This window comes from Mycolicibacterium sarraceniae, assembly GCF_010731875.1.
Taxonomy (GTDB): Bacteria; Actinomycetota; Actinomycetes; order Mycobacteriales; family Mycobacteriaceae; genus Mycobacterium; species Mycobacterium sarraceniae.
This window is the reverse complement of sequence record NZ_AP022595.1, coordinates 1,469,300-1,493,721: the sequence shown is the minus strand read 5'-3', so window position 1 is coordinate 1,493,721 and position 24,422 is coordinate 1,469,300. Positions and strand designations below refer to the sequence as shown.

Here is a 24,422-nt window from a genome sequence, read left to right as displayed (position 1 = left end):
ACTCTACCGACCTGCGATTCCCACCTGCGAGACGCAGAATGAACGCGTGGCATTCGACCCGAGTTTCGGCCCGACGCAGCTGGCGGCCCGCGCGGCGTACCTCCTGCGCGGCAACGACCTGGGTGTGATGACCTCCGCCGCCCCGCTGCTCTACCCCCACATGTGGAGTTGGGATGCGGCATTCGTCGCGGTCGGTCTGGCTCCGCTGAGCGTGGAACGTGCGGTGGTCGAACTCGACACGCTGCTGTCGGCGCAGTGGGCCAACGGGATGATCCCGCACATCGTGTTCGCCAACGGGGTCGACGGGTACTTCCCCGGTCCGGCTCGGTGGGCCACCTCCGCGCTGGCGGCCAACGCCCCGCGCACCCGGCACACCTCGGGGATCACCCAGCCGCCGGTGCACGCGATCGCGGTGCAGCGCATCCTCGATCGGGCGCGCACCCGAGGGCGATCGACCAGGGCTGTCGCCGAGGCATTCCTGGACCGGCGGTGGGCGGATCTGGTGCGCTGGCATCGCTGGCTGGCCGAGGCTCGCGATCAGGACGGGCATGGCCGGATCACGCTGTACCACGGCTGGGAATCCGGGATGGACAACTCGCCGCGGTGGGATTCCGCCTACGCCAACGTGATTCCCGGCGTCATCCCGGAGTATCAGCGCGAGGACAATCACATCGTCACCGACGCCAGCCAGCGTCCCTCCGATACCGAGTACGACCGCTACCTGTGGCTGCTCGAAGAGATGAAATCCGTTCGCTACGAAGACGATCTGCTGCCCAAGGTGATGAGCTTCGCCGTCGAGGACGTCTTCGTGTCGGCGATCTTCGCGGTGGCCTGCGATGTGCTGGCCAATATCGGCGAGGACTACAAGCGGCCCCATGCCGATGTTCGCGACCTGTATTCGTGGGCTGAGCGGTTCCGCACCGGCGTCGTCGAGACGTCTGACGGAAGGACCGGAGCGGCAAGGGATTTCGATGTCAAATCGGGCAAGTGGATCGCGACGGAGACCGCCGCGCAGTTCGCGCCGCTGCTATGCGGCGGGCTGCCGCATGATCGCGAACGTGCACTGTTGCGAATCCTGGAGGGGCCGCGGTTCTGCGGTCATCCGGATCTGAAGTATTCGGTGATCCCGTCGACGTCCCCGGTTTCCAAGGACTTCCGGCCGCGCGAGTACTGGCGTGGCCCGGTGTGGCCGGTGCTGACGTGGTTGTTCTCCTGGGCGTTCGCGCGCCGGGGCTGGTCGGAACGGTCGCTGCTGTTACGTCAGGAGGGTCTTCGGCAGGCCAGCGACGGTACGTTCGCCGAGTACTACGAACCGTTCACCGGTGAACCGCTGGGCAGCATGCAACAGTCTTGGACCGCTGCCGCGGTCCTCGACTGGCTGGGTTGATCCCCGGGTCGCTAGTTCTGACCCCCGCGTCGCTAGTTCTGCGCCTGGTCAGCCAACCGCTCCAACGGCCTCAGTGCCTTGGCCAACGTCTCCCGCTCTTCGTCGGTTAACTTCGCCAGCAGTGTCGACAGACTCGCTCGCCGCACTGCCAGCGCCTCGCGGTGCTGCACCAACCCCTGCGGGGTGACCTCGACCAAGACGGCGCGCAGGTCCGAGGGGTCCCGCGAGCGCTTGACGAGACCAAGCTTTTCCAGACGACGGATCGCCACCGTGGTCGTCGGGGTGCGCACTCGCTCGCGCGCAGCCAGCTCCGTCATCCGGATCGGGCCCTGATCGAGCAGGGTCAGCAGGATCGACAGCTGGGCAAGCGTGAGGTCCGCGCCTGCGGTACTCGTCTTGGTGTCGGCGCGACGCAAGACCGAAAACAGCTTCGAGAGAACCCGTTGCAGGTCACCTGACAGATCAGTGACCTGCGGCTCGGTTTCAATCATAGTTCGCTAGTCTAACCTGTGGGTGCCTGTCAACCGGCCTATGCGTCGTTTTCGCGAACGCAATTACAGAACTTGGGACAGGAACCGCTGTAACCGGTCGGTTTTGGCGGCGGTGAAGATCTGGTCAGGTGGGCCGGATTCGACCACCCTGCCGTGATCCATGAACACCACCGAATCCGCGGTGGAGCGGGCGAATCCCATCTCGTGGGTGACCACCACCATCGTCATCCCGTCGGATCCGAGCTCGGCGATCACCGCCAGAATTCCCTTGACCAGCTCGGGATCCAGTGCCGAGGTGGCCTCATCGAAGAACATCACCTGCGGTGCCATCGCCAAGGCCCGGGCGATGGCGACCCGCTGCTGCTGTCCGCCGGACAGCGTCGTCGGACGCACGTCCGCCTTGTGCCGCAACCCAACCCGCTCGAGCTGAGCCAGCGCCAGCTCGCGCGATTCGTGGGCCGGCAACCGCTTGAGTTTGCGTGGGCCCAAGGCCACGTTGTCCACCACGCTGCGGTGCGGGAAAAGGTTGAACTGCTGGAACACCATGCCGATGCGCTGACGTAGCTTGTCGGGATCGTCGTGCAGCACCGACTTTCCGGCGAGCAGGATGTCGCCCTTATCGGGTTCGTAGAGGCGGTTGAGGGTGCGCAGCAGCGTCGACTTACCCGACCCGGACGGTCCGATGACGGCTGACGTGGTGCCGGCCGGGACCTCGAGGTCCACCCCGCGCAGTATCGCGTTGGTGCCCAAGGTCAGGTGGATATCGCTGGCCGCCAACGAAACCGGTTCAGGGCGGGGCGCCATCACACCATCTCCTGGCTCGTGGTGCTCGGCTCCAGCGGGTCCTCGGTGGTGGTCGCCCGGCCGCGGCGCAGCCGGGTGTCGATGAAGTTCACCAAGTGGGTCAACGGAATCGTCAGCAGCAGGTAGAACAACCCGGCCGCCACCAATGGCGACAGGTTTCCGGTCTGGGCGTTGAGATCACGGCCGACCTGGAAGAGCTCGCGCTGGCTGGCGACCAGGCCCAGGAAGTACACCAGTGACGAGGCTTTCAGCAGTGCGATGAACTGGTTCACCAACGCGGGCAACACCCGCCGCACACCTTGTGGCACAACCACCAGTCGCATCGAGGAGGTGTGACTGAACCCGAGCGCACGGGAGGCCTCCATCTGGCCGGGATCCACGCTCTGGATCCCGGAACGGAAGATCTCCCCGATGTAGGCGGCGGCCATCAGTCCGAGCGCGGCGATGCCGAGGGGATAGGGGTCATTGCCGGTCAGCTGCCCCACCATCGGCCCGACGCCCAATCCGATCAGCAGGATGATCACGACTTCGGGCAGGCCGCGGAAGATGTCGGTGTAGATCCGGGCCGGCCAGCGCAGCCACCGCGAGCGGGATATCCCCGCCACCGCCAGTCCCATGCCGAGCACCAGCCCGATGACGGCAGCGGACACCGTCAGCAGCAGAGTGTTGGGCAGACCGGTGGTCAATAGATCGGGGATGGCTTTCTTGTACAGCTCCCAATCCAGGAACGATTCCCGCAGCTGCGTCAGCACCGATTTCGGCGCCGACGCCGCTGCCGCGGGTTTCTCGTGGTCGGCTGCGATCACGGCGAAGTCGGGCAGTTGCGGTAGCGGTGCCGCCTTGGATCCCGGTTTCCAGCCCGGCGGCAGTGCTCGGGGCACCCACTCGGAGTACAGCCGGGACCAGGTGCCGTCGACGATGACGGCGTCCAGCCCGGCGTTGAGCGCATCGATGAGCGGCTTGTTCTCGTTAGCGACGGCGTAGGCGACGAAATTGTCCAAACTGAAGGTGTTTTCGACGATCTGGGCGGGATCGCCGGGCTTGACCGTGCCGACCGCCTGTTGCGACGGCGCCACCCACGCGTCGATCTGGCGGGTCTTGAGGCTGGCGTAGACGGTGTTGTAATCCGGGAACTTCACCGGCTGCAGATGCAGCGTGTCGACCAGGTAGGCCTCTTGCACGGTGCCCTGCACGACCCCGATGCGCTGGCCGGACCCCAGCTTGTCGAACCCGGTGATCGGCGAGCCGGACGGGACGACCAGAGAGAAGTAGCCGAAGTCATAGCCGTTGGTGAAGCCGACGGTGCGCCGGCGCGCATCGGTGGTGGTGATCGAGGACGACCCGACGTCGAAGCGGCGGGCCGCCACCTGCGCGAGCAACCCAGAGAATTCGGTGCCCACGAACGTGATCTTCAGGCCGAGCTTGTCGGCGATCGCGCGCAGAAGTTCATTGTCGAACCCGGTGAACTGACCTCCCGCGTCGATGCAGATGCTCGGTGGCGCGTCGGACAGCGTCCCGACGGTCAGCGTGCCCGGGGTGATCAGTCGCAGCGTATCGCGGTTGACCGAGCTCAGCGGCTCTGTCGTGGCGGTGGTGTATTTGTCTTCGCTGGGCCCCTTGGCCGCGGCCGCCAGGTTGGTCGGCAAGGCGCTGGCCGACTCCACACCCGGCGGGGCGCACTGATCGGCGCTCGCGGGCGCGGCGCCAACCAGGCCGACGATCATCAGCAGGACCGCCAATACCGCCGCGAACCGACTCGAATGAATAGTCATCACTAGCAAGTTACTGCGGACAGTCGCCCGGACACGGCTTGCAGTCAAACGGAATCTAAGTCGGCGAATACATCGCGGCTGCGCAGTTCCGCTGTCAGCACGTCGGCCATCAGGTCCACTCGGTCTCCGGACCGGAGCCGGCCTGTGAGAAGCAGGTCGCGGACATGCGCCACGACCAAGTCCTGCTCTTTGACCCCATAGCGTTTGGGCATCGTTCTCTCCGCGGCGGTGGAGTGTCTGCAGAGGCCGCAGCCGGCGTACCGGGTCGGCGGCACGCGGATGATCACCAGTTATGAGGTCGACCTCAGGGCCCAACTGCGTAGTCATCCCGGCGATGACATGGTCAGCACTATCCCGGCCATCGACGGTGATGGTGATGCTGTTCACCGCCAGTCGCGAAGGCCCGCATGCGCACCAGATGGACCTGACCGCCAAGCCCACCCACTCGGGATTCGGCGGCGGTATCCCTCGCTGTCTGGGTTCGCATCTGGCGCGCCGGGAGCTACGGCTGACCATCGAGGAATTCCCCGCCCGGATCCCGGATTACCGGCAGGCAAACTCCGCCGGGCTAATATCAAGGAGCCCGGCCGGGGGAGGGGCTTTCTTTCTGCTGCGGCGTCTCGACCGACAGCAAGGGGTCATACGTGGCACGGAAGATTCGGACAGCGGTGCTTGCCGGCGTGATCGTGGCCGGCGCCCTCACCGGTTGCGGACACACCTCGAGTTCCACGAAGGGTTCTACATCGCCGGCCGCAGGTGCGACAACCGACGGCGCATTCCCCACGCCCACGCAGACCGATGTCAACGGCAACGGCACGCCGGATGCGCAAGACCCCGACCAGGCGTGGCCCGGCAAGATGACCGTGGTCTATGAGGAGGCCAAGACACCGGACGCCGTCCGCGGACGGAAGTTCATGGAAGACACCAACCTGCTGCCGCAGTTGGCCGACGACATCAACACCACCCTCAAGCTTCCCTACGACATACCTCTGCGGGGCTCGCAGTGTGATGAGCCGAACGACTTCTGGAGCCCGTCCGATAAGGCAATGACGTTGTGCTACGAGGACATTGCCAACAGCTTGGACATCTACCAGAAGGCGGGCGACGCCAAACCCGCTGAGGGCACCTTCCATGAGGCACTCGCCGCGTTCTACCACGAGGCCGGGCACATGGTGATCGACCTCTACGATCTGCCGGCCACCGGGCGCGAAGAGGATGTGGCCGACCAGGCGTCGGTCTACCTGCTGTTGCGCCCCGGGGACGACGGCAAGGTCGACCGCGACAGCGTGGTCGCCATCCTCGACTCGGCGCGCTGGTTCAACGCGATGAATGAGCTGGACGGTGGCGAAGTCAACTTCGCCGATCCCCATTCACCGAACAAGGCTCGGATGTACAACATGGTCTGCTGGGCCTATGGTGGCCAGCCCCAACTCACGGGTGACGTTGTCGCCGCGGGGCTGCTGCCCGAATCTCGCGCGGGCAGTTGTGACGAGGAATACCAGAAGCTGGACCACGCCTGGAACACACTCTTGACGCCCTACCTGAAGTCCTGAAGTAGGGCGCCAACAGCGTCAGCGGTTGTCCCGCCAGCGGATCAGCGCCTGGGCCGGACCGAGGTTGTAGTCGGGGCCGTTGGCGCCGACGGTCAGCAGGGTCACGCCCAACCCGGCGAGCGCGTCGGCACTGGCAAGCAGAGCATCAACGTCCTGGCCGCCCTCCACGCCCGCGGACCGCTCGATGACGGCCGGATCGCGGCCCACATCCGAGCTGTGGCGGGCGAGCACCTCGGCCTTGCCCGGGTAGGTCTCGGCATTGGTGAAGCCGTGCCAGATGTCGCCGTACTCGGCGACCAGGCGCAGGGTCTTCTTCTCGCCCTGGCCCCCGATCAGGATCGGGATCTCACGGGTCGGGGCCGGATTCAGTTTGGACAGCCGGGATGTGATGCGCGGCAGCGCTTCGGCGAGATCATCGAGGCGGCTTCCGGCGGTGCCGAAGTCGTAGCCGTACTCGTCGTAGTCCTTCTCCTTCCAACCCGATCCGATGCCTAGGATCAGCCGGCCTCCGGAGATGTGGTCGACGGTGCGGGCCATATCGGCCAGCAGCTCCGGGTTGCGGTAGGAGTTACAGGAGACCAGGGCGCCGATCTCGACGCGGGAGGTCTGCTCGGCCCAGGCGCCGAGCATCGTCCAGCACTCGTAATGCGCGCCGTCGGGGTCACCGTAGAGCGGGAAGAAGTGGTCCCAGTTGAAGACGACGTCGACGCCGATGTCCTCACAGCGCCGGACGGCGTCGCGGATCTCGTTGTAGTCGGTGGAATGTTGCGGCTGCAGTTGCACGCCGATGCGAATCGGAAAGGTCATGTCTCAACCGTACGTTCGGCTAGACGCCGATATTCCCGTCTTTCTTCCATACCGCCAGCACCGCCACGCCCGCCGCCTCCAACGCCGAGCGCCCGTTGTGGTCAATCAAGCCGATTCAGCGGCACCAGAGCCATGTCGCGAAAACATGGCAACCCGGGACTCGGCTGTGAATCGACTGGGGGGTAACCAGTGAACAGCTGGGAGATGGCTCAGTCGCTGAGCACTCCGCGCAGGATCTCGATCAGCGCGCCGGGCTGGTCGCCTTGAACCGAGTGACCGGAGTCGGGCACCATGATCACCTTCTGGAAACCCGGTGCGGTGCGGGCGAATTCGTCGGCATCGTCGTCGTTGACGAAGAACGAGTTGGCTCCGCGTACCAGCGTGGTCGGCACGGTCAGCCTGGGCACGTCATCCCACAAGCCGGCGAACGACTCCGGCAGTCCGCCGCCGCCCGCGCCTGTGCGGAACGAGTCGTAGCGCCACGTCCAGGTGCCGTCATCCAACTGCTTGGAGTTGTGAAAAACGCCGCGGCGCAGCGACTCTCGGCTTCGACTGGGAGAAGCGGCGACGGTGACGTCCACCATCGCGGCGAAGCTGGGAAACGTGCGCTCACCTTGCACCAGGGCGACGGCACCCAGCTGCGCCTTGGTCATCTGCTCGTGCCGTTCGGGCGCCGACGGGGTGACGTCCACGAGTACCAACGTGCGGACCAGGTCGGGTGCGATCGTCGCCAGCCGCAACGCCGTCAGGCCGCCCAGCGACATGCCGACCACCAGGTCGGCATCGACGGCCAGCTCACGCAACACCGGTTCGATCGCCTCGGCGTTGAGCTTCGGGCCGTAGTCGCCGTCCTCGCGCCAGGCCGAGCGGCCATGGCCGGGCAAGTCGACGGCCAGCGCAGAAGCGCCGAGCCCGAGGATGACGGTGTCCCAGGTGTGGGCGTTCTGGCCGCCGCCGTGCAAGAAGACCACGCGTACCGGGTCAGTGCCCCAGCGCACGGCGCTGATGGGGCCGAACCCGATCCGGGCAACCGCGGGCAGGGGAGCGCTCACCCCGGCTTGTTCCGCGTTCTCGGGCAGCAGCGCGAACTCGTCGAGTCCGATCAGTTCATCGTCGGCGATCACACCGTCCATCTAACGCGAAAGTGCGGCCAGATCGCGATGGGGCGTCCCATCTAGATCCGACCGCACTTTCGCGTGCACAGCGCGATTACTCGCCGGCGATGAACTCCTCGAGCTGAGTCCGGGCGATATCGTCGGGCAGCTGCTTGGGCGGGCTCTTCATCAGGTAGGCCGATGCTGGGATGATCGGGCCGCCGATGCCGCGGTCCTTGGCGATCTTGGCCGCGCGCACCGCGTCGATGATGATGCCGGCCGAGTTCGGCGAATCCCAGACCTCAAGCTTGTACTCCAGGTTCAGGGGCACATCGCCGAAGGCGCGGCCCTCGAGGCGGACGTAGGCCCACTTGCGATCGTCGAGCCAGGCGACGTGATCCGACGGACCGATGTGGACGTTCTTGTCCTCGATCTTGTTGGCCAGCGAGCCGGTCAGGTTGGACGTGACAGCTTGAGTCTTGGACACCTTCTTGGACTCGAGGCGCTCGCGCTCGAGCATGTTCTTGAAGTCCATGTTGCCGCCGACGTTCAGCTGATACGTGCGATCCAGCGTGACGCCGCGGTCTTCGAAGAGCTTGGCCATCACGCGGTGGGTGATGGTCGCGCCGACCTGGCTCTTGATGTCGTCGCCGACGATCGGCACACCGGCGTCGGTGAACTTCTTGGCCCAGACGGGGTCCGAGGCAATGAAGACCGGCAGCGCGTTGACGAACGCGACCTTGGCGTCAATGGCGCACTGCGCGTAAAACTTGTCGGCCTCGTCCGAGCCCACCGGCAGGTAGGACACCAGGACGTCGACTTGAGCGTCCTTGAGGATCTTGACCACGTCGACGGGCTGCTCGTCGGAGATCTCGATGGTCTCGGCGTAGTACTTGCCGATGCCGTCCAGGGTCGGGCCGCGCTGCACGACGACGTCGGTCGGCGGCACGTCAGCGATCTTGATGGTGTTGTTCTCCGAGGCGAAGATCGCTTCCGACAGGTCGAAGCCGACCTTCTTGGCGTCCACATCGAACGCGGCGACGAACTTCACGTCGCGCACGTGATAGGGGCCGAGCTTCACGTGCATCAGGCCAGGAACGGTGGCGTTCGCGTCGGCGTCCTTGTAGTACTGCACGCCCTGGACCAGTGAGGATGCGCAGTTGCCGACGCCGACGATGGCGACCCGTACATCTGTTGACGCTCCGTTGTGCTCCGTCATGGGACGTTCTCCTTACTCGTACTTCTACTGGCTGCTGTTCAGGTACTGCGGTGGCCCGCGTCAGGCCTGGTCTGGGTGGCTTTGGGCCACCCGCTCAGCGGCAATCAGCTCGTTGAGCCACTTGACTTCCCGCTCGCTGGACTCCAGGCCCAGCTGATGCAGTTGTCGGGTATAGCGGTCGAGCGAATTGCTCGCCCGGGCGATGGCCTCCCGCAGACCCTCGCGGCGTTCTTCCACCTGGCGGCGGCGGCCTTCAAGGATTCGCATCCGTGCCTCGGCCGGTGTGCGGTTGAAGAACGCCAGGTGCACACCGAAGCCGTCGTCGGTGTAGTTCTGCGGACCGGTATCGGCCACCAGCTCGGCGAAGCGCTGGCGTCCGGCATCGGTCAGTTGATACACCCGGCGGGCACGGCGCAACACCGTAGTTCCCGCGGGTGCGGTGTCCTCGATGATCAACCCGTCGGTCTGCATCCGGCGCAGTGCCGGATACAGCGAGCCATATGAAAACGCCCGAAAAGCGCCCAGAAGGCCCGTCAGCCGCTTGCGCAGTTCGTAGCCGTGCATGGGGGATTCGAGGAGAAGACCCAAGATGGCAAGCTCCAACACCGGGTCACCTCCTTTGCTTGGCCGTTACGGCGTTTCGACACCTCCGTGAATAGTATCGAAGCGATATATTTAACGCCACTTGAACGTCATGCGACCGTTTCTTGAGCGCCGACCGTCACTCCAGCGTCACGCGGGAGGCGTCAGGGTGTCGTCACGGTCAGCGTCCTTGGCTCGCGTGCTGGCTGTCTGGCGAGTCGCCACGGCGTTGGTCGTAAGAGTTCGGCAAGTATGAACGCAGACCAGGCACACAATCGGGGGCACTCGCGAGTCGGTTGCGCGCCGTCGCCTAGATCCCCGACGTACTCTGGTCATCGTGCGATTGCAGCGACAGGTGGTGGACTACGCCCTGCGGCGACGCTCCCTGCTGGCCGAGGTCTACTCCGGCCGGACCGGTGTGACCGAGGTTTGTGACGCCAATCCCTATCTGTTGCGCGCCGCCAAGTTTCACGGCAAGCCCAGTACGGTGATGTGCCCGATCTGCCGCAAGGAGCCGTTGACATTGGTGTCCTGGGTGTTCGGCGATCACCTGGGCGCTGTCTCCGGGTCGGCGCGCACCGCCGAGGAGCTGGTGTTGCTGGCGACGCGGTTCGATGAGTTTTCGGTACATGTGGTGGAGGTATGCCGCACCTGCGAATGGAATCACTTGGTTAAGTCATATGTGCTCGGAGCGCCGCGTCCCAAGGACGGAACGCGCGGTCGCCGGGGCACCCAGACGGCGCGCTCCGGCGCGCGCACGGCCAGTGAATAGCGAAGGGCGTCACGACCGGCCTGGCACTGACAACCGCACTGGATCAGGGTCTGATGATGCCTCCGGCAAACACGAGGCGCCGACCACCAAGTTCTCGGTAGCCGACGCCACTGATGCGTCTGTTTCGTCCGGTCCGGGCCGCACGGGGTCCCGTCGGCAGGCGCCACCCGATGATCGGCTGACGTCGATCATGGAGCCGATCCGCGACGACACCATTGCGCTGCGCGACCCGATTGACGTCGTCAAGGCGGCCATGGACGGCACGCCCCCGCCGAAGTTCCCCCCGCCTCCGCCTCCGCCACCACCGCCACGCCGTGGGGGACCGGTGGGCCCGCGGCCGCCGAGCTTCTCCCAGCAGATCAACTGGAAGTGGTTGCGCCGCTCGCTGTACATCGCTGTCGTGCTGTTGGTCGTGCTGCCGATGATCACCTTCGGGATGGCCTACATGATCGTCAAAGTGCCTCAGCCCGGCGATCTGCGCACCAACCAAGTGTCGACCATCCTGGCCAGCGACGGCTCCGAGCTGGCGAAAATTGTTCCCCCCGAAGGTAACCGGGTTGACGTCAACATCGACCAGGTCCCGGTTCCGGTACGCTACGCGGTGATGGCCGCCGAAGACCGCGACTTCTACACCAACCCAGGCTTTTCCTTCTCCGGCTTCGCCCGGGCGCTCAAGAACAACCTCTTCGGCGGCGACCTGCAGGGTGGCTCGACCATCACCCAGCAATACGTGAAGAACGCGCTCGTGGGTGATGCCCGGTCGGGTGTCGGTGGTGTGGTCCGCAAGGCCAAGGAACTCGTCATCTCCACGAAGATGTCGGGTGAGTGGTCCAAAGACCAAGTGCTGCAGGCGTATCTGAACATCATCTATTTCGGCCGCGGTGCTTACGGCATCTCGGCGGCCTCGAAGGCGTACTTCAACAAGCCCGTCGAACAGTTGACGATCGCCGAGGGTGCCCTGCTGGCAGCGCTGATCCAGCGGCCGTCGACGCTGGATCCAGCGGTCGATCCTGAAGGTGCGGCCAGCCGCTGGAACTGGGTGCTCGACGGCATGGTGTCGATGGGCGCGCTGTCGAAAGAGGAACGCGCCCAACAGGTCTTCCCGCCGACGGTGCCGCCCGAGCAGGCGCGTGCGGCCAACGTGATCACCGGACCGAATGGCCTGATCGAACGCCAGGTCACCAAGGAACTGCTCGACCTGTTCAACATCGACGAGCAGACGCTCAACACCCAGGGTCTGCAGATCACTACGACGATCGACCCGCAGGCGCAGCAAGCCGCCGAGAACGCGGTGACGAAGTATCTGGACGGTCAGATGCCGGATATGCGTTCGGCGGTGGTATCCATCGACCCGAAAACCGGTGGCGTGAAGGCCTATTACGGCGGCTCGGACGCCCAGGGCTTCGACTTCGCCCAGGCCGGGCTGCCCACGGGTTCGTCGTTCAAGGTGTTCGCGTTGGTGGCCGCCCTCGAACAGGGCATCGGGCTGGGCTATCAGGTGGACAGCTCACCGGTGACCCTCAACGGCATCACCATCACCAATGTCGAAGGCGAGGGCTGCGGTGTCTGCACTATCGCCGAGGCACTCAAGCGATCGCTGAACACCTCTTATTACCGGCTGATGCTCAAGCTCAAGAACGGCCCGAGCGATGTCGCCGATGCCGCGCACCGCGCAGGGATCGCAGAGAGCTTCCCGGGCGTGGACCACACCCTGTCCGAGGACGGTAAGGGCGGACCACCCAACAACGGTATCGTGTTGGGGCAGTACCAATCCCGGGTGCTTGACATGGCCTCGGCGTATGCGACGCTGGCGAATTCGGGCGTCTATCACAAGCCGCACTTCGTCCAGAAGGTGGTCAACTCCCGCGGTGAGGTGCTCTTCGACGCCAGCACTTCCGATAACAGCGGAGAGCAGCGCATCCCGAAAGCCGTCGCCGACAACGTCACCGCGGCCATGCAGCCGATCGCGGGCTGGTCCAACGGACACAATCTGGCCGGCGGGCGTGCCTCGGCGGCCAAGACTGGGACCAACCAGCTCGGCGACACCGGTGCCAACCGGGACGCGTGGATGGTGGGCTACACCCCGTCGCTGGCGACCGCGGTCTGGGTCGGCACGACTGATGGCACCGAGCCGTTGGTCACCAAGGGCGGCGGCCAGGTCTACGGCTCGGGTATCCCGTCCGATATCTGGAAGGCGACGATGGACGGGGCACTGAAGGGTACCGACAACGAGATCTTCCCCAAGCCGACCGAGATCGGCGGCTACGCCGGTGTTCCGGCCGCGCCGCCGCCGCCGCCTCCGCCGCCGCCTCCGCCGCCATCGATCCAGGTGATCCAGCCCAGTATCGAAGTCGCACCGGGTATTACGATTCCCCTGGGTCCGCCCACGACCATCACCGTGCCCGCTGGACCGCCAGGCGTACCGGGCGCGCCGGAGCTGCCGCCGGCCGGCCCCGGTGATCCCAACGCTCCCCTTCCGCCTCCGCCGTGATCGACAGCGAGAGCCAGGGATCTTCGGCCGACCGGCCGGCCGTTGCGCCGGCCGGCGTTGTGTTAACGGGCCGCGCCACGGTGTCACCGCAGCCGCTGGCCACCGACCTGCGCAGCGCCGACGATCGTGACAAACCCAGTCGCACCGACACTTTGGGTGCCGCGCTCTCGGATGTGGTGGGCGGTCCAGTCGGTCGGCACGCGCTGATCGGTCGGACGCGGCTGTTCACCCCACTGCGGGTGATGTTCATGATGGCGCTGGTGGTGCTGGCGCTGGGCTGGACCACCAAGTCGCCGTGCCTGCAGACCGTCGGCGCCGGGCCACCCGATCAGCGGGTGGCGAACTGGCAGAACCAGCGCGCCTACTTCGAACTGTGCTACTCCGACACGGTGCCGCTCTACGGTGCGGAGTTGCTGAGCCAGGGCCGTTTTCCGTACAAGTCGAGCTGGCTCGAGACCGACTCCAGCGGGCGCCCACAGATTCGGTACGACGGTAAACCCGCGGTGCGCTATATGGAGTATCCGGTCCTGACCGGGGTGTACCAGTACGTCTCGATGGCGTTGGCCAAGACGTACACCGCGGCGGCGAAGATAGTGTCGCTGCCGGTGATCGCCGAAGTGGTGATGTTCTTCAACTTCGCCGCGTTCGGTCTTGCGCTGGCGTGGCTGACGACGGTATGGGCCACGTCGTGGCTGGCGGGTCGACGGGTCTGGGATGCCGCGTTGGTGGCCGCCTCACCGGTGCTGGTATTTCAGGTGTTCACCAATTTCGACGCGCTGGCAACGGCTTTTGCGATCGGCGGCCTGCTGGCCTGGGCGCGCCGTAAACCGGTACTGGCCGGAATTCTGATCGGGCTCGGGGTAGCCGCCAAGTTGTATCCGGCACTGCTGTTGTTGCCTCTGGTGGTGCTGGCGATCCGCAGCGACCGGATGCCCGAAGCCGCCAAAACGGTGGTCGCCGCCGTCGGCGCATGGTTCGTGGTCAATCTGCCTGTGATGGCGCTGTTTCCACGCGGCTGGTCGGAGTTCTTCCGGCTGAACTCCCGGCGCGGTGACGATATGGACTCGCTGTACAACGTGGCGAAGTCGTTCACCGGCTGGGACGGTTTCGATGCGAATCTGGGGTTCTGGCAGCCGCCGGTAATCCTCAACACCGTCGTCGCGGTCCTGTTCCTGCTGTGTTGCGCGGCGATCGCCTACATCGGCCTGACCGCACCACAGCGGCCCCGGGTGGCACAGCTGGCGTTCCTGACGGTGGCGGCGTTCTTGTTGGTGAACAAGGTGTGGAGCCCGCAGTTCTCGCTGTGGCTGGTGCCGCTGGCGGTTCTGGCGCTGCCGCACCGGCGAATCCTGTTGGCGTGGATGACTATTGACATGCTGGTATGGGTACCGCGGATGTTCTACCTGTACGGCGAGGGCAACAAGGGCCTACCCGAACAGTGGTTCACCGCGACAGTGTTGTTGCGCGATATCGCGGTGATCGGGCTGATGGTGTTGGTGGTGCGCCAGATCTACCGGCCGGAGCTGGATCTGGTGCGCTGGAATGGCCGGGTCGACGATCCGGCCGGGGGAGTGTTCGATCGCGCCGACGACGCGCTCCCGCAATGGTTCCCGCGGCGGCTGCGGCCCCGGGCAGCCGCTGTCACACAGCCTGAACAGCACGCTGTGCCGGATGCGAGTCGCGATAGCACTGTTCCCGCGTAACACCGCGCTGGACGCGATCGGCCCCTACGAGGTGACCCAGCCCGACGTCCTGGTGTCCCCCGGCGGGGGCCAGTGAGCTGATGATCGAATACGACCCACAGCCACCGTTCAACGCCGGGGCGCTGGGCAAAGCCTCGGATGCCATGGTGCAGCTGGCGCTGGAGTACTACGGCCGGCGGAGCTGATTTCGCTGATCAGCGTGGGCTCCGGTAGCCTGTGCAGGTTGCCGACGCAGGCGACTCTCCTGCCACGGATCGACCGTGGCCGTTACGACCATAGGAGGTGATGAGGTTCCCATGCGTCCATACGAAATCATGGTCATCCTTGACCCCACTCTCGATGAGCGCACCGTGGCTCCGTCTCTGGACACGTTCTTGAACGTCGTCCGCACTGACGGCGGTTCGGTGGACAAGGTCGACATCTGGGGTCGGCGCCGCCTGGCGTACGAGATCGCCAAGCATGCCGAGGGCATTTACGCCATCGTCGATGTGAAGGCCGAACCGGCCACCGTGTCCGAGCTCGACCGTCAGCTCAACCTGAACGAGTCGGTGCTGCGGACCAAGGTGATGCGGACCGATAAGCACTAGTCACGCCAGTGGATAAAGCTCGCCGTGCGTCGGAGCTAGTAACTAGGCTCGCGGTGAATTTATCCGCCTACGCCAGGAGGACCTTGTGGCCGGTGACACGACCATCACCGTCGTCGGGAATCTGACCGCCGACCCCGAACTGCGGTTCACCCCGTCCGGTGCAGCCGTCGCTAATTTCACGGTGGCGTCTACACCGCGGACGTTCGACCGCCAGAGCGGGGAGTGGAAGGACGGCGAAGCGCTGTTCCTGCGCTGCAATATCTGGCGTGAGGCGGCCGAGAACGTGGCCGAAAGCCTCACCCGGGGGTCCCGGGTCATCGTCACCGGCCGACTCAAGCAGCGTTCCTTCGAAACCCGTGAGGGTGAGAAGCGCACTGTCATGGAGGTCGAGGTCGACGAGATTGGCCCGTCGCTGCGCTACGCCACCGCCAAGGTCAACAAGGCCTCGCGCAGCGGTGGCGGGGGCGGCGGCTTCGGCGGCGGCAGTGGTGGCGGCGGGGGTTCCCGTCCGGCGGCGTCCAATGATGCGCCGGCCGACGATCCGTGGGGCAGCGCCCCGGCGTCGGGCTCGTTCGCCGGTGGCGACGACGAACCGCCTTTCTGACACAAACCTTTGCGCGCCCCGGCGCGCCATCTGAAGAACGAAAGAGATTGACCCATGGCCAAAACCAATAAGCGGCGTCCGGCACCGGAAAAGCCGGTCAAGACCCGCAAGTGCGTGTTCTGCTCGAAGAAGGGGCAGGACATCGATTACAAGGACACCCAGCTGCTGCGTACCTACATCAGCGAGCGCGGCAAGATCCGCGCCCGCCGGGTGACCGGTAACTGCGTGCAGCACCAGCGCGACATCGCGATCGCCGTCAAGAACGCGCGTGAGGTTGCCCTGCTGCCGTTCACGTCGGCGGCTCGGTAGAGAACGGAATATCGACATGAAGCTGATCCTGACCGCTGAGGTCGAACACCTCGGCGTTGCCGGTGACACCGTTGAGGTGAAGGACGGGTACGGACGCAACTATCTGCTGCCGCGCGGTTTGGCCATCACGGCCTCGCGTGGTGCGCAGAAGCAGGCCGACGAAATCCGTCGGGCCCGCGAGACCAAGACCGTGCGCGATCGTGAGCACGCCGATGAGATCAAGGCCGCTATCACGGCCCTGGGCTCGGTCCAGCTGCCGGTGAAGACCGCTGCGGATTCGGGCAAGCTGTTCGGTTCGGTGACCGCCAACGATATCGTCGCGGCGATCAAGAAGGCCGGCGGCCCGAACTTGGACAAGCGCACCGTGCAGTTGCCCAAGGCTCACATCAAGGCCACCGGTGCCCACACCGTCGGCGTGCACCTGCACCCCGAGGTGAATGTCGACCTGACCGTCGACGTCGTCGCACAAAGTTAGCCATCCGCGTCAATTCCCCGGGGCGCCGGCCCTTCGTGGTCGGTCCCGGGGAATTGCTGCATTCTGGCGAACCTATTCTGTCGGGCCCGGCTCAGCTAATCTAACCAGCCGTTAACCTTGCGCATAACCTCCGGCAACACAACACGCCCGAGATTGCAACCGGGGCCGACACGCCGATGGACTTGCCATCCACAACACACACCAGGCACTACTCTGCCCTCAACTGGGGAAATGACACGAGATTAGTCCGTGATCCACAGGTTCTCCCCAACACCTCAACACCACTTTCCCCAGCTATCCACAAACCACTAACAGGTTGATGAACACGACCGGTTTGCGAGGGCTCCAGCAACGTCTAGCGTGAGCCGTCGGCGGAACCGGTCAGCACCGTCGCGACGAAAACTTGTCGGGGGCGTCGGGTAAACCCCCGAATGATGCATCGAACTGGCATTCGACAGGCTTTAGACCGAGGTGGGGACAAATCTGTGGCGGTCGTTGACGATCTCAGTCAGCCCGGGATGGGCAGTCCTCCTCCGTCCGAGGACTTCGGTCGCCAGCCTCCTCAGGATCTTGCCGCGGAGCAGTCGGTGCTGGGCGGGATGCTGCTGTCCAAGGATGCGATCGCCGACGTGCTGGAGCGCCTGCGTCCGGGCGATTTCTACCGGCCCGCACATCAGAACGTCTACGACGCGATTCTGGACCTGTATGGGCGCGGTGAGCCCGCGGACGCGGTCACCGTGGCGGCCGAGCTGGATCGGCGCGGGCTGTTGCGCCGCATCGGCGGGGCGCCCTATCTGCACACCCTGATCTCGACGGTGCCCACCGCGGCCAACGCCGGGTACTACGCGGGCATCGTGGCCGAGAAGGCGTTGTTGCGGCGGCTGGTGGAGGCCGGCACGCGGGTGGTGCAGTACGGCTATGCCGGTGCCGAGGGCGCCGACGTCAACGAGATCGTGGACCGCGCGCAGGCTGAGATCTACGACGTCACCGAGCGGCGGACCGCCGAGGACTTCCTTCCGCTGGAAGATCTCCTGCAGCCGACGATGGACGAGATCGACGCCATCGCCTCCAACGGCGGCCTTTCGAGGGGTGTGCCGACGGGCTTCGATGACCTCGACGCGCTGACGAACGGGCTACATCCCGGTCAGATGATCGTGGTGGCGGCGCGGCCCGGTATGGGCAAGGCGCTGGGTTTGGACACGCCCCTGCCGACGCCGACGGGCTGGACCACGATGGGTGAGGTCAAGGTCGGGGATTACCTGATCGATGCCGGCGGGCGTCCCACGCGGGTGGTCGCGGCGACCGATGTGATGGTCGGTCGGCCGTGCTACGAGGTCGAATTCTCCGATGGCACCGTGCTGATCGCCGACGCCGAGCATCAGTGGCTTACGGATACCCGGGCGTCACGGAAGTCGGCGCCGGCTGCCGCGGTTGGCTACAACCGCCACAAGAGCCAGCAGACGTTCGCCGCTGTCCACACAACGCGGGAGATCGCGGAGACGCTGCGCTGCCCGACGCAGGACCGCCGGCTGAACCATTCGGTGACCAATGCCAAGCCGCTGCAGGCACCGGATCGTGACCTGCTAGTCCCGCCGTACACCCTCGGCGCGTGGCTGGGGGATGGCACCAGCGCCGCCGCGCAGATCACGGTGGCGGATCCTGAGATCGTCATGCGTATCGAGGCCGAAGGCATCGATGCGCACAAGTCCGAGACGGCGAAGTGCCGCTACTCGTTGCGCCTGCCCGCGCCGGATGCGCTCGCGGCTCGGAGTCGCGTGGTGTGCGGAGAATCCTTCGTTCCGAGGACAAGTCCGGTTCGCATCTGCGGACAGTCCTGCGGAGGCAAGGCCCGCTTTCTGTCCGAGCCGGTGCCGGCGCCGTCGTGCTCGCGGTGCGGGGGAGCGTCGTGCGGACTCCAGCTGTGCCAGCCGTGCCGAAACGAGGTCGGCACCCTGCAGGCGCGACTGCGGACGATCGGTGTGCTCAACGCCAAGCACATCCCGGCCGACTACCTGCGTGCCTCCGAGGCGCAGCGGCGCGCGGTGCTCGCCGGTCTGTTGGACACCGACGGCACGGTCACGAATGGCGGGGCCATCCAGTTTTCGGTGACCAACAAGCGGCTCGCCGATGACGTCTTCGAACTGATCGTCAGCCTCGGCTACCGGTGCGGCCGCGCAACGAAGAGAGTCCGGGGTCGATCCGCAGAGAGTTCAACGGCGTTCATCTTGAACTTCTCCACCGATGACGTGGTGTTCGGGTTGCCACGGAAGGCGCTGGCGCACAAAGAACGACGTGTCGGGGGCACAGCAAGGGTGTCATCGAGGTTCATCGTCGACGTGCGGCCGACCACGAGTGTTCCGGTTCGTTGTGTCGAGGTCGACAACGATGCGCACCTGTACCTGGCTGGGCGGGCGATGATCCCGACGCACAACTCGACCCTAGGCTTGGATTTCCTGCGGTCGTGCTCGATCAAGAACCGGCTGCCAAGCATCGTGTTCTCGCTGGAAATGAGCAAGTCCGAGATTGTCATGCGGCTGTTGTCGGCGGAGGCGAAGATCAAGCTGGCCGACATGCGGTCGGGCAAGATGACCGATGACGACTGGACGCGGTTGGCGCGCCGCATGAGCGAAATAAGTGAAGCGCCTTTGTATATCGACGATTCGCCAAACCTGACGATGATGGAGATCCGCGCGAAGGCCCGTCGGCTCCATCAGAAGGCGGGGCTGCGGCTGATTGTGCTGGACTACCTGCAGCTGATGACATCGGGTAAGAAGGTCGAGTCACGCCAGCAGGAAGTCTCTGAATTCTCCAGGCAGATCAAGCTTTTGGCTAAGGAGCTCGAAGTTCCGGTGGTGGCGATGAGCCAGCTGAACCGTGGACCTGAGCAGCGAACCGACAAGAAACCGATGCTGGCCGATCTCCGCGAATCGGGATCGATCGAGCAGGATGCCGACATGGTTATTTTGCTGCACCGGCCCGATGCCTTCGAAACTGACGATCCGCGAGGCGGCGAAGCTGACCTGATTGTCGCGAAACACCGTGCGGGACCTACCCGTACGGTCACCGTGGCGCACCAGCTGCATCTGTCACGGTTTACCAACATGGCGCGGTAGGGATTCCGGAGTGTAGGTTCTCAAATCTGACTGCACTTTCTCACGACTGACTGCACCACCGTTGCACTTGTGCAGAAATACTGAGACACGCCGCGCGGAATCCGCAGAGCGGCATTTCGGAGCTGCAATGGTGGCGGCATGCCGGAAGCGGGGGCATCGCCACTCCCGAACATTTCTGTGCGCTCAAAGGACTTCTTGGAGGAGGTCTGCATTGAGTGGGACCGCGCCCCCCTTGAACTGATCAGCAATGCGACGCCGTGGCGGACGTTCCGCTGGCGTCACGGTCAGAAGCACTACTCGGGTACCTACTGGTCGGCGACCGAGCGGGCGCATGTCATCTACGAATCTCGTCTGGAACTCGCGCGGCTGCTGTTCGCGGACTTTGATCCCGCGGTTAGTCGAATCATTGCGCAGCCGTTCCTGATTCGCACCTCCATCGATAAGCGTATGCGTAAGCACGTGCCGGACTACCTGCTGTTGACAGGCGACGGACCGGTGGTCGTTGATGTGAAGCCGCACTCTCAGCTCGACAAACCCAAAGTCAGGTTCACTCTCGAATGGACGAGGGTGCTGGTCGAACGACGTGGATGGCGCTATGAGGTATGGACCGAACCCCCGGCGACTGAGCTCGAGACCGTCCGGTTCCTGGCGGGATTCCGCAACGCAGAGCGTTTCGATCCGGAACTTGTGAGCGCACTGAAGGCCCGCGACGACCTGAGAGGCCGGACGTTGGCACATGCGTTCTCCGCGTACCGCAGATGGACAGCGCCCATTGTGCGGGCTTCCGTCCTTCATCTGTTGTGGTGCAACCACTTTGTGGTGAGTATCGATCAACCCCTGAGCCCCAGAACGGTCCTGACGTAAGGAGCCCGCCATGAGCGACGGCCTTGTTCGTGTCAGCGTTGGCACGCGGTTCATTCACGACGGCGAACTCGTGCAGGTCGTGGAGATGCAGGCCGCCGCGACCGGGACGGTGGTCGTTCTAGGAGCTGCCGCCGGCGGTAGCACAGTCGTTATCCGGGTCTCATTGCGTGAGCTGCTTGACGGTGGTCGTGCTCGACTTCTGCCTGATGACGGCGGCCCGCAGGCTGACGATGACGTGGACCCAGCCAGCGTCATCTTTGCGGCGATGTCGGACCTCGAACGCCATGAGCTCAACGAGCGCGCTGCCCATGTGCGAGAAGTGTTGACTGGATACCGATCTGGATCCGCCGAGCTGCCTGCGAGAGGTGAACCGAGAGAGCAATACAACCCAAGTTTGTCCCTCACCAGCCGCTACACGGCCAAATCGGCCGAACTCGAGGTATGCCTGAGGACGATCAAACAGTGGGTGGCCGACTTCCGCCGACATGGCGTCGCCGGACTGGCGCGCAAGCAGTCTGACCGCCAGAAGCCGCTGGGGAATGCTGACGACAAATGGACCGAAACAGCTCTTGAAGTAATGGTCGAGCATACGGATCAATCGAGACCATCCCAGAGCATCGTCATCAGCCGAACCAACGCGAGGGTCATCGCGCGCTACGGCGAAGGAGCCGTCAAGATTCCTTCACGGGCGACTGCGTACCGGATTCTCGCGGAGCTGGAGAACCGGCACCCCACGTTTCGGCGCAGTACGAAACGCAATCGCGACATCGCGGACCGCCCATCCGAGGCGTACGGCAAGCTGCGACCCACAAGGCCCGGCGAGTACCTGCTGATGGACACAACCAGGCTGGACGTCTTCGCATTGGACCCACTCACGTTGCGATGGGTTCAGGCTGAACTGACAGTCGGAATGGATTGGTACACAAGATGTATCACCGGTATCCGGGTCACGCCGGTGTCGACGAAGTCCGTCGACGCGGCAGCGGTGCTGTATCAGGCGTACAGACCACGACCCGCCGGGACCGATTGGCCCGCCCACGCGGTGTGGCCGGAGCACGGTGTGCCACGATCCGTACTGCTGGATGCCGATGCGATCGAGGGCTCGATCCGCGGCGCGGCCGGTCCGTCGATAGTGCCCGAGACCATCGTCGTCGACCACGGCAAGGTCTATGTCTCCGATCATCTGACCAGCGTCTGCCAGCGGATGGGCATTTCGATCCAACCCGCACGACTGCGGACGGGACGGGACAAGGGACCCGTCGAACGATTCTTTCGGACCCTCCGCGAGTCTCTACTCCAATTACTGCCCGGCTACAAAGGCCCCGATGTCCACTCCCGCGGCCTCGATCCAGAATCAGAAGCATTCTTCTACCTCGACGAACTCGAAGCAATCATCCGTGAGTGGGTGGCATCGTTCTACCACCACAATCCGCATGACAGCCTGCGTGATCCCCACGTGCCAGGACTGGTCATGTCGCCAGCGCAGATGTTCGAACACGGCATGGCCCGGGCCGGCTACATCGAAGCGCCACGCGACCCCGATCTGGCATACGAGTTCCTGAACATGCGGTGGCGGACGATCCAGCATTACGGTGTCGATCTCGGTCGCCGATATAACGGACCTGCGCTCAATCCCTACCGCAATATCACCAGTTCCTACACAGGAAAAGCCAAGGGGCGCTGGCCTATCCACTACAGTCCCGACGACATCACTCGCGCCTACTTTCGCGATCCGGAGACACGACAATGGCACACACTGACATGGGAGCACGCGCCGTCCATGGACATGCCGCTGAACGAAGATGCAATGACGTTCGCACGGAAACTGGCTGCCGCCAAATACACTTACCCCGATGATCGGCTGGCCATAGCCGACCTGTTCGAACGGTGGAACCTTGGCCTGGGTGACACGCTTGCCGAGCGCCGCATGGCTCTACGGCTTTCCCGCGATTCCATCCTGCTGGACGAACTCCCTGCAGAGGATGACATCGTCGCCTTGCCGTCGGTGGCGCGAGTGCTTGCCGCTGTCGACACACCTGATGATTCAGGCAACGAGCAGGCCCACGACCCTGACCCCGAAACCGGCGATGACGACTTTGACGAGGATCTCGAAGACTTCTACGCCGACGCCCTGGAGGATGCGTGACGGCCAGACGAAAACCACCAGAGAACACTGAATCACGACTGGACAATCTCACGCTGGCGCGCAAGGAGGGCTGGCAACGGTTTGTGAACACGGCCTCACGGATCCCACCAGAGTCATTGACTCGTACGGAGCTTGAGCAGCTCGGCGAAACGGCCTTCGACGACTACAACCGGCAGCGTCGCGAATGGCACGCCAATCTTGGTCCGATCAAGACACCACAACTGGCCGCACTGCACGAGGACCTGTGGGACATCGTCGACAGCAATCTCCAAGATGGCGATAAGGCCAAGGGTGCAGTCGCGATCGACGCTTTCCCCGGACTCGGGAAGACCACATCAGTGCTGGACTTCGCCAGGAAGTTCCACCGTCGCGAGATGAAGGAGCAAGGAACTGAGACCGGCGCGGGCCACGAGCGGTGGCCGGTATGCCGAGTCGGTTTGACCGGTAACACCGGCATGGTCGACTTCAACCGAGCCATGTTGTCCTTCTACGCACATCCGGGCACGGCCCGCGGCAACGCCGCGCACTTCGCACACCGCGCGCTGGACTGCGTGCTGACGTGCGAAACAAAGCTGCTGATTGTTGATGATCTGCACTTTCTGCGTTGGCGCAACTCCGTTGGAGTGGAGATCAGCAACCATTTCAAGTACATCGCCAACGAGTTTCCCGTCACCCTGATCTTTGTCGGAGTCGGCCTGGCGGCGCGTGGACTGTTCTCCGAAGGACATTCCTACGAGGACGCTGTGATTGCCCAAACCGGCAGGCGAACAACAAAACTCGACATGCGTCCGTTCGCGATCGACACAGATGAGGGCAGACGCGAATGGCGCCAACTGCTGCTGACGTTGGAGAAGCGGATCGTGCTGGCTGAGAAGCATCCCGGCATGTTGGCCGACCATCTATCTGACTACCTGTTCGCCCGTAGCACCGGACATATCGGTTCGCTCATGACCCTGATCAATCGTGGATGCCAACGAGCTGTGCGCACCGGGACCGAAGTCCTGTCCCGTGAGCTGATGGATCGCGTCAAAATCGACGAAGCATCCGAGAAGGCACGCCAGGAACTGGCGATGGCCTTCGAAACGCGAAGGCTGACGACAAGGGTCGGCAAGGCCGGATGAACTCTGTGCGCACTCTACCGATCCGTATTGCTCCGATCGGGGGTGAGGCAATCGACTCGTGGCTCGAAGCTATCGCTCACCGTACCCACACTTCATTCAGCGACCTACTGACGGCCGTTGGACTGAGCCCGTTCAGCGGGATGAGCACGCCCGCCTGGGTCGTGTGTCTGAACCCCGACGAAGCAGCGACGACCGGCGCAGCAACCGGGATTGACCCGGATGTGTTGAGAACAATGACACTGCAACACTATTCGGGTCGGGCGGTGCGCGTCAAACCTGACGACGGAATGCTCAGCCGCGCGTTTCCCTGGGGACCTGGACGGGGATCGCGGTTCTGCCCAGCATGTTTGGACGCGACCGGTGGGCGCTGGCAGTTGAGTTGGCGCCTGGGTTGGACGTTCGCGTGCACCACGCATAATTGCTTGCTCGCAGACGCCTGTCCAGGCTGCGGCGCGGTCCAGCGCGTCCGCACACACGTTGGCGAGATGGTTCCTCAGCCCGGTCGCTGCTCGCACCCGGCTCCCGACG

At 64.4% G+C, this 24,422-nt stretch carries 20 protein-coding genes and 3 pseudogenes; 15 read left to right on the top strand and 8 right to left on the bottom strand.

Annotated features, from left to right (window positions below):
* The first annotated feature begins 46 nt into the window (after positions 1-46).
* Complete coding sequence (gene ggh, locus G6N13_RS07635) at positions 47-1,387, top strand: glucosylglycerate hydrolase (RefSeq protein ID WP_163695919.1); 1,341 nt, start codon at positions 47-49, stop codon at positions 1,385-1,387.
* A gap of 32 nt (positions 1,388-1,419) precedes the next feature.
* Here the strand turns inward: ggh and G6N13_RS07630 are convergent, their stop codons facing one another.
* From G6N13_RS07630 to G6N13_RS07615, 4 genes and pseudogenes are all read right to left on the bottom strand, one after another.
* The gene (locus tag G6N13_RS07630) at positions 1,420-1,878 is read right to left on the bottom strand and encodes a MarR family winged helix-turn-helix transcriptional regulator (protein ID WP_163695917.1); all 459 of its coding nucleotides are present in this window, start codon (positions 1,876-1,878) and stop codon (positions 1,420-1,422) included.
* Positions 1,879-1,941: 63 nt separating this feature from the next.
* The gene (locus G6N13_RS07625) at positions 1,942-2,682 is read right to left on the bottom strand and encodes an amino acid ABC transporter ATP-binding protein (protein WP_163695915.1); all 741 of its coding nucleotides are present in this window, start codon (positions 2,680-2,682) and stop codon (positions 1,942-1,944) included.
* The gene (locus G6N13_RS07620) at positions 2,682-4,454 is read right to left on the bottom strand and encodes an ABC transporter substrate-binding protein/permease (protein WP_179965100.1); all 1,773 of its coding nucleotides are present in this window, start codon (positions 4,452-4,454) and stop codon (positions 2,682-2,684) included. The genes G6N13_RS07625 and G6N13_RS07620 overlap by 1 nt, the downstream gene beginning before the upstream one ends.
* A 113-nt stretch (positions 4,455-4,567) precedes the next feature.
* Positions 4,568-4,666 (bottom strand): annotated as a pseudogene (locus G6N13_RS07615) (GntR family transcriptional regulator); the annotation flags it as partial.
* Positions 4,667-5,098: 432 nt separating this feature from the next.
* Between G6N13_RS07615 and G6N13_RS07610 the strand changes: the two are divergent.
* Complete coding sequence (locus G6N13_RS07610) at positions 5,099-6,007, top strand: DUF4344 domain-containing metallopeptidase (RefSeq protein WP_235677962.1); 909 nt, start codon at positions 5,099-5,101, stop codon at positions 6,005-6,007.
* A gap of 18 nt (positions 6,008-6,025) precedes the next feature.
* Here the strand turns inward: G6N13_RS07610 and G6N13_RS07605 are convergent, their stop codons facing one another.
* The 4 genes from G6N13_RS07605 to G6N13_RS07590 form a co-directional block, all read right to left on the bottom strand.
* Positions 6,026-6,814 (bottom strand): LLM class F420-dependent oxidoreductase, encoded by a 789-nt coding sequence (locus G6N13_RS07605; protein WP_163695914.1) that lies wholly within the window; start codon positions 6,812-6,814, stop codon positions 6,026-6,028.
* A gap of 209 nt (positions 6,815-7,023) precedes the next feature.
* On the bottom strand, positions 7,024-7,947 hold the full coding sequence (locus G6N13_RS07600) for an Rv0045c family esterase (RefSeq protein WP_179965099.1): 924 nt from the start codon (positions 7,945-7,947) through the stop codon (positions 7,024-7,026).
* Positions 7,948-8,023: 76 nt separating this feature from the next.
* Positions 8,024-9,127, bottom strand: a complete 1,104-nt coding sequence (locus G6N13_RS07595; protein WP_163695912.1) for an inositol-3-phosphate synthase — start codon at positions 9,125-9,127, stop codon at positions 8,024-8,026.
* Positions 9,128-9,187: 60 nt separating this feature from the next.
* Positions 9,188-9,733: a PadR family transcriptional regulator gene (locus G6N13_RS07590; RefSeq protein ID WP_163695910.1), complete on the bottom strand. Its 546-nt coding sequence runs from the start codon at positions 9,731-9,733 to the stop codon at positions 9,188-9,190.
* 313 nt (positions 9,734-10,046) lie between these two features.
* Between G6N13_RS07590 and G6N13_RS07585 the strand changes: the two genes are divergently transcribed.
* The 13 genes and pseudogenes from G6N13_RS07585 to G6N13_RS26110 all read left to right on the top strand — a co-directional run.
* Positions 10,047-10,481 (top strand): DUF5318 domain-containing protein, encoded by a 435-nt coding sequence (locus G6N13_RS07585; protein WP_163695908.1) that lies wholly within the window; start codon positions 10,047-10,049, stop codon positions 10,479-10,481.
* A 190-nt stretch (positions 10,482-10,671) separates the two neighbouring features.
* Positions 10,672-12,972: a transglycosylase domain-containing protein gene (locus G6N13_RS07580; RefSeq protein ID WP_179965098.1), complete on the top strand. Its 2,301-nt coding sequence runs from the start codon at positions 10,672-10,674 to the stop codon at positions 12,970-12,972.
* A gap of 59 nt (positions 12,973-13,031) precedes the next feature.
* Positions 13,032-14,675, top strand: a complete 1,644-nt coding sequence (locus G6N13_RS07575; RefSeq protein WP_179965143.1) for a glycosyltransferase family 87 protein — start codon at positions 13,032-13,034, stop codon at positions 14,673-14,675.
* Between the two features lie 62 nt (positions 14,676-14,737).
* Positions 14,738-14,860: pseudogene (locus tag G6N13_RS26115) on the top strand (DJ-1/PfpI family protein); the annotation flags it as partial.
* Between the two features lie 111 nt (positions 14,861-14,971).
* Complete coding sequence (gene rpsF / locus G6N13_RS07565; protein ID WP_163695906.1) at positions 14,972-15,262, top strand: 30S ribosomal protein S6; 291 nt, start codon at positions 14,972-14,974, stop codon at positions 15,260-15,262.
* Positions 15,263-15,347: 85 nt separating this feature from the next.
* The gene (locus G6N13_RS07560) at positions 15,348-15,866 is read left to right on the top strand and encodes a single-stranded DNA-binding protein (protein WP_163695904.1); all 519 of its coding nucleotides are present in this window, start codon (positions 15,348-15,350) and stop codon (positions 15,864-15,866) included.
* Between the two features lie 54 nt (positions 15,867-15,920).
* Entirely contained in the window at positions 15,921-16,175 is a 255-nt protein-coding gene (rpsR, locus tag G6N13_RS07555) for a 30S ribosomal protein S18 (protein ID WP_005142196.1), read from the top strand.
* A 16-nt stretch (positions 16,176-16,191) separates the two neighbouring features.
* A complete protein-coding gene (rplI, locus tag G6N13_RS07550; RefSeq protein WP_163695903.1) occupies positions 16,192-16,650 on the top strand; it encodes a 50S ribosomal protein L9 in 459 nt (152 codons plus the stop codon).
* A 485-nt stretch (positions 16,651-17,135) separates the two neighbouring features.
* On the top strand, positions 17,136-19,763 hold the full coding sequence (gene dnaB / locus G6N13_RS07545) for a replicative DNA helicase (RefSeq protein WP_163695900.1): 2,628 nt from the start codon (positions 17,136-17,138) through the stop codon (positions 19,761-19,763).
* Positions 19,764-19,901: 138 nt separating this feature from the next.
* Positions 19,902-20,627 carry a TnsA-like heteromeric transposase endonuclease subunit gene (locus tag G6N13_RS07540; protein ID WP_235677961.1) on the top strand — a complete coding sequence of 242 codons (726 nt, stop codon included), beginning with the start codon at positions 19,902-19,904 and terminating at the stop codon, positions 20,625-20,627.
* A 10-nt stretch (positions 20,628-20,637) separates the two neighbouring features.
* Positions 20,638-22,773, top strand: a complete 2,136-nt coding sequence (locus tag G6N13_RS07535; protein ID WP_163695898.1) for a TnsB C-terminal domain-containing protein — start codon at positions 20,638-20,640, stop codon at positions 22,771-22,773.
* A complete protein-coding gene (locus tag G6N13_RS07530; protein ID WP_163695895.1) occupies positions 22,770-23,894 on the top strand; it encodes an AAA family ATPase in 1,125 nt (374 codons plus the stop codon). The genes G6N13_RS07535 and G6N13_RS07530 overlap by 4 nt, the downstream gene beginning before the upstream one ends.
* Positions 23,891-24,262, top strand: a pseudogene (locus tag G6N13_RS26110) (TniQ family protein); the annotation flags it as partial. The gene G6N13_RS07530 and the pseudogene G6N13_RS26110, both read left to right, overlap by 4 nt.
* Positions 24,263-24,422 lie beyond the last annotated feature (160 nt).

Coding starts and splice junctions, on each gene's coding strand:
- G6N13_RS07605 (WP_163695914.1), bottom strand. CDS start 6,814: ATGACCTTTCCGATTCGCATCGGCGTGCAACTGCAGCCGCAACATTCC.
- G6N13_RS07540 (WP_235677961.1), top strand. CDS start 19,902: ATGCCGGAAGCGGGGGCATCGCCACTCCCGAACATTTCTGTGCGCTCA.
- G6N13_RS07535 (WP_163695898.1), top strand. CDS start 20,638: ATGAGCGACGGCCTTGTTCGTGTCAGCGTTGGCACGCGGTTCATTCAC.
- rpsR (WP_005142196.1), top strand. CDS start 15,921: ATGGCCAAAACCAATAAGCGGCGTCCGGCACCGGAAAAGCCGGTCAAG.
- G6N13_RS07600 (WP_179965099.1), bottom strand. CDS start 7,947: ATGGACGGTGTGATCGCCGACGATGAACTGATCGGACTCGACGAGTTC.
- rplI (WP_163695903.1), top strand. CDS start 16,192: ATGAAGCTGATCCTGACCGCTGAGGTCGAACACCTCGGCGTTGCCGGT.
- G6N13_RS07625 (WP_163695915.1), bottom strand. CDS start 2,682: ATGGCGCCCCGCCCTGAACCGGTTTCGTTGGCGGCCAGCGATATCCAC.
- G6N13_RS07580 (WP_179965098.1), top strand. CDS start 10,672: ATGGAGCCGATCCGCGACGACACCATTGCGCTGCGCGACCCGATTGAC.
- G6N13_RS07620 (WP_179965100.1), bottom strand. CDS start 4,454: ATGACTATTCATTCGAGTCGGTTCGCGGCGGTATTGGCGGTCCTGCTG.
- rpsF (WP_163695906.1), top strand. CDS start 14,972: ATGCGTCCATACGAAATCATGGTCATCCTTGACCCCACTCTCGATGAG.
- G6N13_RS07595 (WP_163695912.1), bottom strand. CDS start 9,127: ATGACGGAGCACAACGGAGCGTCAACAGATGTACGGGTCGCCATCGTC.
- G6N13_RS07630 (WP_163695917.1), bottom strand. CDS start 1,878: ATGATTGAAACCGAGCCGCAGGTCACTGATCTGTCAGGTGACCTGCAA.